General features: G+C 43.3%; 28 protein-coding genes. All 28 read left to right on the top strand.

The features are described 5' to 3' along the window. Positions 1-505 precede the first annotated feature (505 nt). The 28 genes from rpsJ to rpsM all read left to right on the top strand — a co-directional run bounded on the left by rpsJ (position 506) and on the right by rpsM (position 14,434). A complete protein-coding gene (gene rpsJ, locus K0036_RS15680; RefSeq protein ID WP_004607300.1) occupies positions 506-823 on the top strand; it encodes a 30S ribosomal protein S10 in 318 nt (105 codons plus the stop codon). Positions 824-994: 171 nt separating this feature from the next. Further along, a complete protein-coding gene (gene rplC, locus K0036_RS15675; RefSeq protein WP_025642220.1) occupies positions 995-1,675 on the top strand; it encodes a 50S ribosomal protein L3 in 681 nt (226 codons plus the stop codon). A 28-nt stretch (positions 1,676-1,703) separates the two neighbouring features. Then, a complete protein-coding gene (rplD, locus tag K0036_RS15670) occupies positions 1,704-2,324 on the top strand; it encodes a 50S ribosomal protein L4 (protein WP_004607298.1) in 621 nt (206 codons plus the stop codon). Further along, on the top strand, positions 2,324-2,629 hold the full coding sequence (gene rplW / locus K0036_RS15665) for a 50S ribosomal protein L23 (RefSeq protein ID WP_004607297.1): 306 nt from the start codon (positions 2,324-2,326) through the stop codon (positions 2,627-2,629). Before rplD ends, rplW begins: the two co-directional genes overlap by 1 nt. A 79-nt stretch (positions 2,630-2,708) precedes the next feature. Then, a complete protein-coding gene (rplB, locus tag K0036_RS15660; RefSeq protein ID WP_009248182.1) occupies positions 2,709-3,551 on the top strand; it encodes a 50S ribosomal protein L2 in 843 nt (280 codons plus the stop codon). Positions 3,552-3,577: 26 nt separating this feature from the next. Further along, positions 3,578-3,859, top strand: a complete 282-nt coding sequence (gene rpsS / locus K0036_RS15655) for a 30S ribosomal protein S19 (protein WP_004607295.1) — start codon at positions 3,578-3,580, stop codon at positions 3,857-3,859. Between the two features lie 26 nt (positions 3,860-3,885). Beyond that, positions 3,886-4,272, top strand: coding sequence for a 50S ribosomal protein L22 (gene rplV, locus K0036_RS15650; RefSeq protein ID WP_004607294.1), 387 nt, complete (start codon positions 3,886-3,888; stop codon positions 4,270-4,272). Positions 4,273-4,283: 11 nt separating this feature from the next. Continuing rightward, positions 4,284-4,940 carry a 30S ribosomal protein S3 gene (gene rpsC / locus K0036_RS15645; RefSeq protein WP_025642227.1) on the top strand — a complete coding sequence of 219 codons (657 nt, stop codon included), beginning with the start codon at positions 4,284-4,286 and terminating at the stop codon, positions 4,938-4,940. Further along, a complete protein-coding gene (gene rplP, locus K0036_RS15640) occupies positions 4,940-5,377 on the top strand; it encodes a 50S ribosomal protein L16 (protein ID WP_004607292.1) in 438 nt (145 codons plus the stop codon). Before rpsC ends, rplP begins: the two co-directional genes overlap by 1 nt. Beyond that, positions 5,367-5,570 carry a 50S ribosomal protein L29 gene (gene rpmC / locus K0036_RS15635; RefSeq protein WP_004607291.1) on the top strand — a complete coding sequence of 68 codons (204 nt, stop codon included), beginning with the start codon at positions 5,367-5,369 and terminating at the stop codon, positions 5,568-5,570. Before rplP ends, rpmC begins: the two co-directional genes overlap by 11 nt. A gap of 65 nt (positions 5,571-5,635) precedes the next feature. Then, entirely contained in the window at positions 5,636-5,890 is a 255-nt protein-coding gene (rpsQ, locus tag K0036_RS15630; RefSeq protein ID WP_004607290.1) for a 30S ribosomal protein S17, read from the top strand. Positions 5,891-5,909: 19 nt separating this feature from the next. Beyond that, positions 5,910-6,278: a 50S ribosomal protein L14 gene (gene rplN / locus K0036_RS15625; RefSeq protein ID WP_004607289.1), complete on the top strand. Its 369-nt coding sequence runs from the start codon at positions 5,910-5,912 to the stop codon at positions 6,276-6,278. Between the two features lie 15 nt (positions 6,279-6,293). After that, the gene (rplX, locus tag K0036_RS15620) at positions 6,294-6,605 is read left to right on the top strand and encodes a 50S ribosomal protein L24 (protein ID WP_025642230.1); all 312 of its coding nucleotides are present in this window, start codon (positions 6,294-6,296) and stop codon (positions 6,603-6,605) included. A 23-nt stretch (positions 6,606-6,628) separates the two neighbouring features. Then, positions 6,629-7,168: a 50S ribosomal protein L5 gene (gene rplE, locus K0036_RS15615; protein ID WP_004607287.1), complete on the top strand. Its 540-nt coding sequence runs from the start codon at positions 6,629-6,631 to the stop codon at positions 7,166-7,168. Between the two features lie 11 nt (positions 7,169-7,179). Continuing rightward, complete coding sequence (locus K0036_RS15610; protein ID WP_004607286.1) at positions 7,180-7,365, top strand: type Z 30S ribosomal protein S14; 186 nt, start codon at positions 7,180-7,182, stop codon at positions 7,363-7,365. 97 nt (positions 7,366-7,462) lie between these two features. After that, positions 7,463-7,864 (top strand): 30S ribosomal protein S8, encoded by a 402-nt coding sequence (gene rpsH, locus K0036_RS15605; RefSeq protein ID WP_004607285.1) that lies wholly within the window; start codon positions 7,463-7,465, stop codon positions 7,862-7,864. A 241-nt stretch (positions 7,865-8,105) separates the two neighbouring features. Then, complete coding sequence (gene rplF, locus K0036_RS15600; RefSeq protein WP_025642234.1) at positions 8,106-8,648, top strand: 50S ribosomal protein L6; 543 nt, start codon at positions 8,106-8,108, stop codon at positions 8,646-8,648. Between the two features lie 17 nt (positions 8,649-8,665). Then, positions 8,666-9,034, top strand: a complete 369-nt coding sequence (gene rplR, locus K0036_RS15595; protein WP_009248180.1) for a 50S ribosomal protein L18 — start codon at positions 8,666-8,668, stop codon at positions 9,032-9,034. A gap of 14 nt (positions 9,035-9,048) precedes the next feature. Beyond that, positions 9,049-9,558, top strand: a complete 510-nt coding sequence (gene rpsE / locus K0036_RS15590; RefSeq protein ID WP_004607282.1) for a 30S ribosomal protein S5 — start codon at positions 9,049-9,051, stop codon at positions 9,556-9,558. A 14-nt stretch (positions 9,559-9,572) separates the two neighbouring features. After that, positions 9,573-9,752, top strand: coding sequence for a 50S ribosomal protein L30 (gene rpmD / locus K0036_RS15585; RefSeq protein ID WP_004607281.1), 180 nt, complete (start codon positions 9,573-9,575; stop codon positions 9,750-9,752). Between the two features lie 30 nt (positions 9,753-9,782). Continuing rightward, positions 9,783-10,223, top strand: coding sequence for a 50S ribosomal protein L15 (gene rplO / locus K0036_RS15580; protein WP_004607280.1), 441 nt, complete (start codon positions 9,783-9,785; stop codon positions 10,221-10,223). Further along, complete coding sequence (gene secY, locus K0036_RS15575) at positions 10,223-11,539, top strand: preprotein translocase subunit SecY (RefSeq protein ID WP_025642236.1); 1,317 nt, start codon at positions 10,223-10,225, stop codon at positions 11,537-11,539. Before rplO ends, secY begins: the two co-directional genes overlap by 1 nt. Positions 11,540-11,595: 56 nt before the next feature. Then, positions 11,596-12,240, top strand: coding sequence for an adenylate kinase (locus K0036_RS15570; protein ID WP_025642237.1), 645 nt, complete (start codon positions 11,596-11,598; stop codon positions 12,238-12,240). A gap of 4 nt (positions 12,241-12,244) precedes the next feature. Continuing rightward, the gene (gene map, locus K0036_RS15565) at positions 12,245-13,000 is read left to right on the top strand and encodes a type I methionyl aminopeptidase (RefSeq protein WP_025642239.1); all 756 of its coding nucleotides are present in this window, start codon (positions 12,245-12,247) and stop codon (positions 12,998-13,000) included. Between the two features lie 16 nt (positions 13,001-13,016). Beyond that, positions 13,017-13,268 carry a KOW domain-containing RNA-binding protein gene (locus K0036_RS15560; protein ID WP_004607276.1) on the top strand — a complete coding sequence of 84 codons (252 nt, stop codon included), beginning with the start codon at positions 13,017-13,019 and terminating at the stop codon, positions 13,266-13,268. A 13-nt stretch (positions 13,269-13,281) separates the two neighbouring features. Then, a complete protein-coding gene (gene infA / locus K0036_RS15555) occupies positions 13,282-13,500 on the top strand; it encodes a translation initiation factor IF-1 (RefSeq protein ID WP_004607275.1) in 219 nt (72 codons plus the stop codon). Positions 13,501-13,643: 143 nt separating this feature from the next. Further along, positions 13,644-13,757 (top strand): 50S ribosomal protein L36, encoded by a 114-nt coding sequence (gene rpmJ, locus K0036_RS15550; protein WP_005339020.1) that lies wholly within the window; start codon positions 13,644-13,646, stop codon positions 13,755-13,757. Positions 13,758-14,065: 308 nt separating this feature from the next. After that, on the top strand, positions 14,066-14,434 hold the full coding sequence (rpsM, locus tag K0036_RS15545; protein ID WP_025642243.1) for a 30S ribosomal protein S13: 369 nt from the start codon (positions 14,066-14,068) through the stop codon (positions 14,432-14,434). Positions 14,435-14,448: the final 14 nt, after the last annotated feature.

The raw sequence follows: 14,448 nt of genomic DNA, 5'->3' as shown, positions 1-14,448 counted from the left end.
GTTCTTTTTCTAATTTTACCAATTTCTATAGAAAAAGTCAATCGGATTTATCGAAAATGCCTAACAAAAACTGGGTAGAGAACCTATAAATGTTAATTAAATAACGCAAATACGGCGTTCTTTGGATGGTGATTGACAAAAAATTTTCTTTTCTATATAATAGGAAGTCATGGGCCGAAGGGAAAAATGTAAAGGAAAGACTGATATTGTATGGAAAAAAATACAATATTTCCCCGAAAAGGCTTGCAAAATGCTTTTCCATCAGATATACTAAGAGGGCTGTGACATTGATAGCGTAGAAGCGCGAGGTTGCTACTTATATATAGTAGGTTTTCCGTGGAGCGAATGTCAAGTTAGGAAACTGGCGACAAGTCACTGTACGAAACTATAACAGCCACTGAGATGTGGTAACAACGTGTGAGTTTCTCACGACACACACGGGAGAGTGTACAGTCACCGCTTGTCGTACTGAAGTTAAAAGTACGAAAAGGAGGCGACTTTTTTTATGGCAAGTCAAGTAATGAGAATCACTTTGAAAGCGTATGATCATCAGCTGGTTGATGCATCCGCAAAGAAAATCATCGAAACTGTAAAAAAGAATGGATCACAGGTGAGCGGACCGGTACCACTTCCAACTAAGAAGGAAGTAGTAACAATCTTAAGAGCGGTTCACAAATACAAAGATTCCAGAGAGCAGTTCGAGCAGAGGACTCATAAGAGACTCATTGATATCATCACGCCAACACAGAAGACTGTGGATGCATTATCTAGATTAGAGATGCCGGCTGGCGTTTACATTGATATCAAAATGAAAAATAAGTAGAGCACTTGATGAGGTAATTTACGAATCTAGTGCGAACTTAGTTCGAGGGAACTTGGCGAGGTGTTTTCGAGCCTAGTAAATCGAACATCAACAAACAAACACAGTAATTCCTAAAATTTAGGATGAGCGCTTGCACAAGCGTTCCGCTGTAAATCACAGGAGGTAATTATAATGAAGAAAGCTATTTTAGCGACAAAAGTCGGAATGACTCAGATCTTCAGCGAAGACGGAACATTGACGCCTGTAACAGTGCTTCAGGCTGGCCCGTGTGTTGTAACTCAGGTCAAGACTGTTGAAAACGATGGCTACGATGCAGTTCAGGTTGGATTCGTTGACAAGAAAGACAAGATTGTAAACAAGGATAAGAGCGGCAAGAAAGAGATCGCTCATCGCCATGGCGTGACAAAGGCTGAGCAGGGACATTTTGCAAAAGCCGGCGTTTCAGGAAAGAGATTCGTAAGAGAATTCAAGTTTGAGAATGCAGGAGAATATGAACTTGCACAGGAAATCAAGGCAGATATCTTCGAGGCAGGCGACAAGATCGATGCTACGGCAATCTCCAAAGGTAAGGGATTCCAGGGCGCGATCAAGAGGCACGGCCAGCACAGAGGTCCAATGACACATGGTTCTAAGTTCCATCGTCATGCAGGTTCCAATGGAGCGGCTTCTGATCCGAGCAAGGTATTCAAAGGAAAGAAGATGCCGGGACACATGGGAAGCAAGAAGATTACGATTCAGAATCTTGAGATCGTCCGTGTAGACGCAGAGAACAACCTGATTTTAGTGAAGGGCTCTGTACCGGGACCGAAGAAATCTTTAGTAACTATTAAAGAAGCAGTAAAGGCTAACTAGGCTAGGCGAAGGAAGGAGGACACGTAAGATGGCTAACGTATCTGTTTATAATATCGAAGGCAAAGAAGTTGGTACGATGGATTTAAGCGATGCGGTATTTGGTGTTGAGATCAATGAGCACCTTTTACACATGGCAGTTGTAAACCAGCTTGCAAATAAACGTCAGGGAACACAGAAAGCGAAGACACGTTCTGAAGTTTCCGGCGGCGGCAGAAAACCATGGAGACAGAAAGGAACAGGTCACGCAAGACAAGGTTCTACAAGGGCTCCGCAGTGGACAGGCGGTGGAGTAGTATTTGCTCCAGTACCGAGAGACTATTCATTCAAGATGAATAAGAAAGAGAAGAGAGCAGCTCTTAAATCCGCTCTCACAGCAAAGGTAGAAGAGAAGAAGTTCATCGTTGTTGATGAGATCAAGCTTGATGAGATCAAGACGAAGAATTTTGCAAATATCCTGAAGAATTTAGATGTATCCAAAGCATTAGTAGTATTAGAAGATGGAAATACAAATGCAGAAGTTTCCGCAAGAAACATTGCAGACATTAAGACTGCAAGATCTAATACGATCAATGTGTACGACATCTTGAAGTACAACACAGTAATCGCAACGAAAGCTGCTGTTGCCAATATTGAGGAGGTGTACGCATAATGGCTAACGTTCAATATTATGATGTAATCCTTAAGCCAGTTGTAACTGAGAAGAGTATGGAACTTATGGGAGAAAAGAAATACACATTTCTGGTTCACCCGGAAGCAACCAAATCTCAGGTAAAAGAAGCGGTTGAGAAGATGTTTAACGGCACAAAGGTAAAAAGCGTTAACACAATGAACTACGCTGGCAAGAAGAAGAGAGTCCGCGGAACAATGCAGTTCGGAAAGACGGCAAAGTCTAAGAAAGCAGTTGTTCAGTTAACAGAGGACAGCGCAGATATCGAGATTTTCGAGGGGTTATAGGAACTGAGCGCTGAGAATAAAACTCGTGTAATCATACGGATAGAAACCGTGACAATAAACAATCGAAAGGAGAACTATCATGGGAATTAAAACTTATCGCCCATATACGCCTTCCAGAAGACAGATGACTGGCTCTGATTTCTCAGAGATCACCAAGACAACGCCAGAGAAGTCTTTACTGGCTCCAAAGACCAGACAGGCAGGACGTAACAATCAAGGTAAAATCACAGTTAGACACCGCGGAGGCGGAGCTAAGAAGAAATATAGAATTATCGACTTCAAGAGAAGGAAAGACGGAATTGCGGCAACTGTAATCGGTATCGAGTACGATCCGAACAGATCAGCCAATATCGCTCTGATCTGCTACGAAGACGGTGAAAAAGCATATATCATCGCGCCACAGGGACTGACAGACGGCATGAAGGTTATGAATGGACCAGAGGCCGAAGTAAAGGTTGGCAACTGCCTTCCGCTTTCTGAGATCCCGGTAGGTACTCAGATTCACAATATCGAACTTTATCCTGGAAAGGGCGGACAGCTGGTTCGTTCCGCAGGAAACAGCGCTCAGCTGATGGCGAAAGAAGGCAAGTATGCCACTTTAAGACTTCCATCAGGAGAGATGAGAATGGTTCCGATCCAGTGCAGAGCATCCGTTGGAGTTGTAGGAAACGGAGATCACAACCTGATCAACATTGGTAAAGCAGGACGTAAGCGCCACATGGGTATCAGACCGACAGTTCGTGGTTCTGTTATGAACCCGAATGACCATCCGCATGGTGGTGGCGAAGGCAAGACTGGAATCGGACGTCCGGGTCCATGCACGCCTTGGGGCAAGCCAGCACTTGGTCTTAAGACAAGAAAGAAAAACAAAGCTTCTAACAAGATGATTGTAAGAAGAAGAGATGGTAAAGCGATCAAATAATACAGTTTACAAGGAGGTTAGAACCTATGGCACGTTCAATTAAAAAAGGACCATTCGCAGACGCAAGCCTGCTTAAGAAGGTTGATGCAATGAACGCATCCGGAGATAAGTCTGTCATCAAGACTTGGTCCCGCCGTTCTACAATCTTCCCAAGCATGGTTGGACATACAATTGCAGTTCATGACGGAAGAAAACACGTACCTGTATATGTAACAGAGGATATGGTAGGACACAAGCTCGGCGAGTTTGTTGCTACAAGGACATATAGAGGACATGGAAAAGACGAAAAGAAATCAAAAGTTAGATAATTACATTGTGAAAGGAGGGTTCATCCATGGCTAAAGGACATAGATCCCAAATCAAGAGAGAAAGAAATGCTAACAAAGATACAAGACCTTCTGCTAAGTTGTCTTACGCAAGAGTTTCTGTTCAGAAAGCATGTTTCGTATTAGATGCCATCAGAGGTAAGGATGTAACGACAGCACTTGGTATTTTAACTTATAATCCAAGATATGCTTCTAGTTTAATAAAGAAATTATTAGAGTCAGCAATTGCAAATGCTGAGAATAACAACGGTATGAATGCTGAAAATCTTTATATTGCAGAGGCTTATGCAAACAAAGGACCAACAATGAAGAGAATCAGACCTAGAGCACAGGGAAGGGCTTACAGAATCGAGAAGAGAATGAGCCACATTACACTTGTGCTTGATGAAAGATAAGGAGGGCAATCATGGGACAAAAAGTTAATCCTCATGGCTTGAGAGTCGGTATTATCAAAGACTGGGACTCTAAATGGTATGCTGAAAAAGACTTCGCAGACTACTTAGTAGAAGACCATGAAATCAGAACGTATCTTAAGAAGAGATTATACAGCGCCGGTGTTTCAAGGATTGAGATCGAAAGAGCATCCGACCGCGTTAAGATCATTATCTATACAGCAAAGCCTGGCGTAGTAATCGGCAAGGGCGGAGCAGAGATTGAGAAAGTAAAAGGCGAGTTAGCTCAGTTTACAGATAAGAAGCTTGTTGTTGACATCAAAGAAGTCAAGAGACCGGATAAAGATGCTCAGCTGGTAGCGGAAAATATCGCATTACAGCTTGAGAACCGTATCTCTTTCAGACGTGCAATGAAATCCTGCATGTCCAGAACAATGAAATCTGGAGCGCTTGGTGTTAAGACATCTGTATCAGGACGTCTTGGCGGAGCCGATATGGCCCGTACAGAGTTCTACAGCGAGGGAACCATCCCGCTTCAGACACTGAGAGCAGACATTGACTACGGATTCGCTGAGGCTGACACAACTTATGGAAAAGTTGGTGTTAAGGTTTGGATTTACAAAGGCGAAGTTCTTCCGGAAAAAGCAGCAAAGGAAGGGAGCGATAAATAATGTTAATGCCAAAAAGAGTAAAACGTCGTAAACAATTCCGTGGTTCCATGAAGGGCAAGGCGCTTCGTGGAAACAAGATTACAAATGGTGAATATGGTATCGTTGCAATGGAGCCATGCTGGATCCGTTCCAACCAGATCGAGGCTGCCCGTGTCGCTATGACTCGTTATATCAAGCGTGGCGGTAAAGTATGGATCAAGATATTCCCAGATAAACCTGTAACTACGAAACCAGCTGAGACACGTATGGGTTCTGGTAAAGGAACCTTAGAATACTGGGTAGCGGTTGTTAAGCCGGGACGCGTTATGTTTGAAATCGCAGGCGTATCAGAAGAAGTTGCAAAAGAGGCGCTTCGTCTGGCAACTCATAAGCTGCCATGTAAATGTAAAATAGTTTCTCGCGCAGACTTAGAAGGCGGTGATAACAGTGAAAATTAATGAATTTGTAGAAGATTTAAGAACAAAATCAGCTGCAGAATTGAATGAAGAATTAGTAGCTGCTAAAAAGGAACTTTTCAACCTGAGATTCCAGAATGCAACGAACCAGTTAGACAATACAAGCAGAATCAAGGAAGTCAGAAAAAACATTGCCAGAATTCAGACGATAATTACTGAAAAGGCAGGACAATAGTGATTAGCGAGGTTCTGTCAGGCTTGGCAAAAAGAACTTCATTCACAATGAAAGGAGTATAGACTGTGGAAAGAAATCTTAGAAAAACCCGTGTGGGCAAGGTTATCAGTAATAAAATGGATAAGACCATAGTTGTTGCAGTTGAAGATCATGTAAAACATCCGCTTTACAAGAAGATTGTAAAGAGAACTTACAAACTGAAAGCTCATGATGAAGCAAATGAATGCAACATTGGCGACAAAGTAAAAGTAATGGAAACAAGACCATTATCTAAGGATAAGAGATGGAGACTTGTTGAAGTTATGGAAAAAGTGAAATAGTATAAGGAGGGAAACCTGCATGATACAGCAAGAAAGCAGACTGAAAGTAGCAGACAACACAGGTGCGAAAGAATTACTGTGTATCCGCGTACTTGGTGGTTCAACAAGAAGATATGCAAGTATCGGCGATGTAATCGTTGCGACCGTTAAAGATGCAACACCAGGCGGCGTTGTTAAAAAGGGTGACGTAGTAAAAGCTGTAGTTGTTCGTACTGTAAAGAGTACTCGTCGTAAAGATGGCTCATACATCCGTTTTGACGAAAATGCTGCTGTAATTATAAAAGATGATAAGACACCAAGAGGAACCCGTATCTTCGGGCCAGTAGCGAGAGAGCTCCGTGACAAGCAGTTCATGAGAATTGTGTCCCTGGCTCCGGAAGTACTATAAGGAGGTGCGCGAAAGATGTCTATGTTAAAAATCAAAAAGGGCGACACTGTAAAGGTGATCGCTGGAAAAGATAAAGACAAAGAAGGCAAGGTTATTGCCATTGACCAGAAAGATGGTAAGGTTGTTGTTGAAGGAGTCAACATGCTGACAAAGCACACGAAACCAAGTGCTTCCAATCAAAATGGCGGCATCATTCATCAAGAAGGACCTATCGATATTTCCAACGTAATGTATGTTCACAAGGGAAAAGCAACCAGAGTGGGCATCAAGATGGATGGTGACAAGAAGGTTCGTTACGCAAAATCAACAGGCGAAGTAATTGATTAATTTGAGGAAGGAGGTCCAGTGCTTTGAGTAGACTGAAAGAACAATACCAGAACGAAATCGTTGACGCATTGACTAAAAAGTTCGGTTATAAAAATATTATGGAAGTGCCAAAACTCGAAAAGGTTGTTATCAACATGGGAGTTGGCGAAGCAAAAGATAATGCTAAGCTTTTAGATTCAGCAGTTGCTGATCTTGAGAAGATTACAGGTCAGAAGGCAGTTATTTGCAAGGCAAAGAAGTCCGTTGCTAACTTCAAGTTAAGAGAAGGTATGCCAATCGGATGCAAGGTTACATTACGTGGAGAGAAGATGTATGAGTTCGTTGATCGTCTGATCAACCTCGCCCTGCCTCGTGTACGTGACTTCAGAGGCGTTAACCCTAACGCATTTGACGGAAGAGGAAATTATGCCCTCGGCATCAAAGAGCAGCTTATCTTCCCGGAGATCGAGTATGATAAGGTTGACAAGGTAAGAGGAATGGATGTAATCTTTGTCACGACTGCAAAAACAGACGAAGAGGCGCGTGAATTGCTAGCACAGTTCAACATGCCATTTACAAAATAAGGAGGTAAATTATGGCTAAGACAGCGATGAAATTAAAACAGCAGCGCAAGCAGAAATTCTCTACAAGAGAATACAATCGTTGCAGAATCTGTGGACGTCCACATGCATATTTGAGAAAATATGGCATCTGCCGTGTTTGCTTCCGCGAACTGGCATATAAAGGACAGATTCCAGGCGTTAAAAAGGCTAGTTGGTAGGCACTGAACACTTAGAGAGGCGGAGCCGAACTTAGTGAGCAGGCCGTTCTCTGAGCGTTAGTGAAGAGAACTTCATAATGAAGGAGGTATAGGACAAATGACTATGAGTGATCCAATCGCAGATATGCTTACAAGAATCCGTAATGCAAATACTGCTAAACATGATACAGTAGATGTACCATCATCTAAGATGAAGCTTGCTATCGCTAGCATCTTACTGGATGAAGGATATATTGAGAAATATGACATCATCGAAGATGGAATATTCAAGACCATCCGTATTACGCTGAAATACGGCGCAGATAAGAACGAGAAGGTAATCACGGGACTTAAGAGAATCTCTAAGCCAGGACTTCGTGTTTACGCTGGAAGCGCTGACGTACCGAAGGTATTCGGCGGACTTGGAACAGCAATCATCTCAACAAACCATGGCGTAATCACAGACAAAGAAGCAAGAAAACTGGGCGTAGGCGGAGAAGTACTCTGCTACGTATGGTAGGTACTGAACACTTAGAGAATCCCAAGCGAAGCGCGGGATGAACTTAGTGAGAAGACCGTTCTTGGAGCTTAGCGAGGTATTATCGAGCTTAGCGAGAAGAACTTCCAACAGTTTCCTAAGCCTAGGCGCACGGAACATGTAGCTGTATAAAAAAATAATCAAAACAAACAAAGAAGTAACTGAAAACAGAAGAGCCACACAAAGCCGCTCTTCCGAGAATTTAAGTTAAGGAGGAAAAGGTATGTCACGTATAGGAAGACTGCCAATCGCAGTTCCAGCAGGAGTAACTGTTGAGATTGCAGAGAATAACAAAGTGACTGTAAAAGGTCCAAAGGGAACACTTGAAAAAGAACTTCCGGTAGAGATGGAAATCAAGCAGGAAGGCGACGAAATTGTTGTAACAAGACCGAACGACTTAAAGAAGATGAAATCTCTTCATGGTCTTACAAGAACACTGATCAACAACATGGTTGTTGGCGTTACAGACGGATACCAGAAGGTTCTGGAAGTAAACGGTGTTGGATATAGAGCAGCAAAATCAGGAAACAAGTTGACATTAAGTCTTGGATACTCTCACCCAGTAGAGATGATTGACCCAGAAGGCGTTGAGACGGTAATGGAAGGACAGAACAAAATTATCGTTAAGGGTATCGATAAAGAAAAAGTAGGCCAATACGCAGCTGAAATCAGAGATAAGAGAAGACCTGAGCCATACAAGGGCAAAGGTATTAAATATGCTGATGAAGTTATTAGACGTAAAGTTGGTAAGACTGGTAAGAAATAAGTAAGGAGAGTGTGAAAATGGTTAGCAAAAAATCAAGAAGTGAAGTTCGCGTAAAGAAGCACAGAAGAATACGTAACCGTTTAAGTGGCACGCCTGAGTGCCCACGTTTAGCTGTGTTTAGAAGCAATAATCATATGTATGCTCAAATTATTGACGATACAGTTGGAAATACTCTGGTTTCCGCTTCCACTCTTCAGAAAGATGTGAAGGCAGAATTGGAAAAAACTAACAACGTTGATGCAGCAGCATATTTAGGAAAAGTAATTGCCGAAAAGGCAATTGAAAAGGGTATTAAGGATGTAGTCTTTGATAGAGGCGGCTTTATATACCAGGGCAAGATTCAGGCATTAGCAGACGCAGCAAGAGAAGCTGGATTGAATTTCTAGAAGGAGGAGCACACATGAAACAAGAACGTATTGATGCTAGTCAGTTAGAGCTAAATGAAAAAGTGGTATCAATTAAGCGTGTAACCAAAGTTGTTAAAGGTGGCCGTAATATGAGATTCACAGCTTTAGTAGTTGTTGGCGATGGTAATGGCCATGTTGGTGCAGGCTTGGGAAAAGCGACGGAAATCCCGGAAGCAATCCGCAAGGGAAAAGAAGACGCAGCGAAAAACCTTATCACTGTAGCATTGGATGATAATGAAAGTATTACACATGATTTTATCGGCAAATTCGGAGGCGCTTCCGTACTGCTTAAGAAGGCTCCGGAAGGTACTGGAGTAATCGCCGGCGGTCCGGCGCGTGCCGTAATCGAGATGGCAGGAATCAAGAATATCCGTACAAAATCTCTTGGCTCCAACAATAAGCAGAATGTAGTTCTGGCTACAATCGATGGCTTACGCCAGGTTAAGACTCCGGAAGAAGTGGCTAAGCTTCGCGGTAAATCTGTTGAAGAGATCTTAGGCTAAGGAGGTAGATTAAGATGGCAAATTTAAAGGTTACATTAGTGAAATCTACAATTGGTGCTGTACCAAAGCATAAGAAGACTGTAGAAGCTTTAGGCTTGAGAAAAGTAAACAAGACAGTTGAACTGCCAGACAATGCAGCAACAAGAGGTATGATTAAACAGGTATCTCACCTGGTAAAAGTAGAAGAAGCATAGTAATAAAAATTCAGATAAGGAGGTGTCACAATGGATTTATCAAACTTAAGACCTGCTGACGGAGCAAAGCACAATGATAACTTCAGAAGAGGACGTGGACACGGTTCTGGAAATGGCAAGACAGCCGGTAAGGGACATAAAGGCCAGAAGGCTCGTTCAGGAGCAACAAGACCTGGTTTTGAAGGTGGCCAGATGCCATTGTATAGAAGAATACCAAAGAGAGGGTTCACTTGCAGAAACTCTAAAGAAATCATTGGTATTAATGTGAGCGCTCTGGAAGTATTTGATAATGACGCAGTTGTTTCTGTAGATACGCTGATCGAGCAGGGCATCGTCAAGAATCCAAAGGATGGAGTCAAGATCCTTGGAAACGGCGAACTGACAAAGAAGCTTACCGTACAGGCAAATGCATTCAGCGCAGGCGCTGCAGCTAAAATTGAGGCTTTAGGTGGAAAAGCAGAGGTGATCTAATGTTAGAGACATTCCGAAAGGCATTTCATATCAAAGATATTCGCAAGAAGATCGGATATACGTTTTTGATGTTAATCGTAATAAGAATTGGATCACAGTTGCCAACACCGGGGGTAGACTCCAATTATATTCAGCAATTTTTTGCACAGAACACTGGTGAGGCGTTTAACTTGTTTAACGCTTTCACCGGTGGCTCTTTTGAGCAGATGTCAATATTTGCTCTGAGTATCACGCCATACATTACTTCATCCATCATTATGCAGCTTCTTACGATTGCGATTCCAAAACTGGAAGAGATGCAAAAGGAAGGGGAAGATGGACGGAAAAAGATTGTTGCGATCACGCGTTATCTAACAGTCGCGCTGGCATTGATCGAATCCCTTGCGATGGCAGTAGGGTTTGGCCGCCAGGGACTTCTGGTAGAATATAATTTTGTGAACGCGGCAATTGTAGTTCTGACACTTACGGCCGGCTCCGCATTCCTGATGTGGATTGGCGAGAGAATCACGGAAAAAGGCGTTGGAAATGGTATTTCCATCGTGCTGGTAATCAATATCATATCACGAATACCAAGCGATATGACTTCATTGTTCGAACAGTTTGTAAAGGGCAAGCCGATCGCATCAGCAGCACTTGCAGTTGTGATCATATTGGCGATTATCGTAGCACTCGTCGTATTCGTTGTTATTCTCCAGAGCGGTGAGCGAAGGATCGCAGTGCAGTATTCCCAGAAAGTAGTCGGAAGAAGAACCTACGGCGGACAGTCAACGAACATTCCGCTGAAAGTCAATACGGCAGGCGTAATTCCGATTATCTTCGCATCATCATTGATGCAGTTCCCGGTAGTGATTGCTTCCTTTATGGGGAAAGGCAACGGATCGGGAATCGGCAGCGAGATTCTGCGCGGATTAAACCAGAGCAACTGGTGCAATCCGGAACAGCTTAAGTATACATGGGGCTTGCTCCTGTATATCGTGCTGACAGTATTCTTCGCATATTTTTATACTTCAATTACATTCAATCCGCTGGAGATCGCGAATAATATGAAGAAGAGCGGCGGATTCATCCCTGGAATACGTCCGGGCAAGCCAACGGTTGAATATCTGACAAAGATTCTGAACTACATTATCTTTATCGGAGCATGCGGACTTGTACTTGTACAGGTTGTCCCAATTCTCTTTAATGGATGGCTGGGAGCCAAGGTATCATTTGGCGGCACTTCCCTCATCATTATTGTCAGTGTAGTATTGGAGACTCTGAAGCAAATTGAATCACAGATGCTTGTACGTAACTACAAGGGATTTTTAAATAACTAACATTTTGACTCGCGGGATTTTTTTCGCGGGTTAAAATGCTATAAGGAGGAACGTATATGAAAATAATCATGTTAGGCGCGCCAGGAGCGGGCAAAGGAACTCAGGCAAAGAAAATTGCCGCAAAGTATGGTATTCCTCATATTTCAACAGGCGACATCTTCAGAGCGAATATTAAGAATGGAACGGAATTGGGCAAAAAAGCCAAGACGTACATGGACCAGGGACTTCTGGTACCCGACGAGCTGGTGGTAGATCTTGTCGTGGACCGCGTAAAGCAGGAGGACTGCAAGAACGGATACGTGCTGGACGGGTTCCCGAGGACGATACCGCAGGCGGAGGCACTCGATAAGGCGCTTACAGACCTGGGAGAAAAGATGGATTATGCGATTGATGTCGACGTGCCGGATGAAAATATCGTACGCCGTATGTCAGGACGCCGTGCGTGCGTAGGATGCGGCGCTACATACCATCTCGAGTATGCCCCCACAAAGGCGGAGGGTATCTGCGATGTATGCGGCAAAGAATTGATTCTGCGTGATGATGACAAGCCGGAGACGGTAACGAAGCGTCTGAATGTGTACCATGAGCAGACACAGCCACTGATCGACTACTATACAAAAGCCGGAATCCTTAAGACCGTTGATGGTACGGTAGACATTGATGATGTATTCCAGGCAATTGTAGAGATATTAGGAGCGTAGGAACATGCCAATCACTATAAAATCGGCCAGAGAAATTGAATTAATGACAGAAGCCGGACGTATATTAGAGATTGTTCATGATGAACTAGCAAAGGCCCTGCATCCGGGAATGAGTACCATGGATATAGATCAGCTGGGAGAGGAAGTCATAAGGAGTTATGGGTGCATCCCATCTTTCCTTGATTATAATGGATATCCAGCTTCCATCTGCGTGTCAGTGAATGACGAGGTGGTCCATGGAATTCCTGACAGGCACCGCATCCTTCAGGACGGCGATGTGGTCAGCCTGGATGCAGGCGTGATCTATAAGGGCTATCATTCCGATGCCGCAAGGACTTACGGCATCGGAGAGATCAGCAAAGAAGCAGAAGACTTGATTAAAGTGACAAGGGAAAGTTTCTTTGAAGGTATAAAATATGCCAAAGAAGGCAATTATCTATTTGATATTTCGGCAGCAATTGGCAGATACGCCAGTGAAAAGGGTTACGGAGTCGTCCGCGACTTGTGCGGGCACGGAATCGGCACGGCCCTTCACGAGGCCCCGGAGATACCGAACTATGAGATGAACAGGAAGGGCGTGAAGCTCAAAAGCGGAATGACGCTTGCCATAGAGCCCATGATTAATGCAGGAACCTGGGAAGTCGACTGGCTGGATGATGACTGGACGGTCGTGACAAGAGACCATTCCCTGTCGGCTCATTATGAAAATACGGTATTGATCACAGATAACGAACCCAAACTTTTGACCTTATCAAAGTGATTTAAGAGGACGCAGGATGGACAGATACGAAATAGGAATGCTGGCAAAATCAAAAGCGGGTCATGACGCAGGAAAGGTTTACGTTATAATAGACGTCGATGAGACATATGTATATTTAGCGGATGGCAGAATTAGAACCTTGGGACATCTGAAAAAGAAGAAGAAAAAGCATGTCCAGGCTATATGCAGGAAACAGGATGTCGCCGCTTGTGATGATGTAGCAATTAAACGGATACTTAAAGAATTTAGTAAGGAAGAAGAGAGATAGGAGGATTTAAGATATGTCAAAAGCTGACGTAATTGAAATCGAAGGAACTGTAGTAGAAAAATTGCCAAACGCGATGTTCCAGGTGGAATTGGAGAATGGCCATCAGGTGCTGGCCCATATCAGCGGCAAGCTGCGTATGAACTTCATCAAGATATTGCCGGGAGATAAAGTTACATTGGAATTATCCCCATATGACCTTTCAAAGGGAAGGATTATCTGGAGAGATAAATAATGGAAAATATCTATTGACTTTGCTTGATCAAGAGTGCTATAATGTATAAGCGCGTTTCTGGGTGCTTTTACTTTTGTTGCACTTTTAATGACTGGAAAGCGTGGAACTTTAAGGCAGAGCAATGGATGAAAGGAGGATTTGACGTGAAGGTTAGATCATCAGTAAAACCAATTTGCGAAAAATGCAAAGTAATTAAGAGAAAAGGAAGCGTTCGCATAATCTGCGAAAATCCAAAGCATAAACAGCGTCAGGGCTAAGTTTGTGCGAACATTATTTAGGCGGCTGATAGTAGACACGCCAGGAAGCGTGTAGACTATTTGAAATATACAAGGAAACACCTTTAGCCGGTGAGACTCCTCGTATATTGCTTATAATGCCGGCCCGTCATTACCGGGTATCTATGGATATACGGTGGCCGGAAAGGGTACGGATACCGAAACGTACCTGGGCGAGCAAAGCGCAAGCCCCTATTAAAGACGATATGTAAACTTTTAAGACGTGCGCGAATCTTACGCGGCGCGTCTGAGCGCAACAACCAAGAAAACAGAAAGTGGAGGAAAATCACATGGCTCGTATTGCAGGTGTAGACTTACCAAGAGACAAACGTGTTGAAATCGGATTAACTTATATTTATGGAATTGGCAGAACAAGCGCAACCCGTATTTTGACAGAGGCAGGAGTTAATCCTGACATTCGCTGCAGAGATCTTACAGATGAAGATGTAAAGAAAATCAGCGCAGTAATTGATGAGACCCAGACGGTAGAAGGTGATCTTAGAAGAGAGATCGCTCTGAACATCAAGAGATTACAGGAAATCGGATGCTATAGAGGAATCCGTCACAGAAAAGGACTTCCGGTTCGTGGTCAGAAGACTAAGACGAATGCAAGAACAAGAAAAGGTCCTAAGAGAACAGTAGCAAACAAGAAGAAATAAACAATAAAAAGGAA

The organism is [Clostridium] scindens (assembly GCF_019597925.1).
Taxonomy (GTDB): domain Bacteria; phylum Bacillota; class Clostridia; order Lachnospirales; family Lachnospiraceae; genus Clostridium_AP.
Note: the sequence above shows the minus strand (reverse complement) of the source record. Positions and strands in the feature narration are given on the sequence as shown.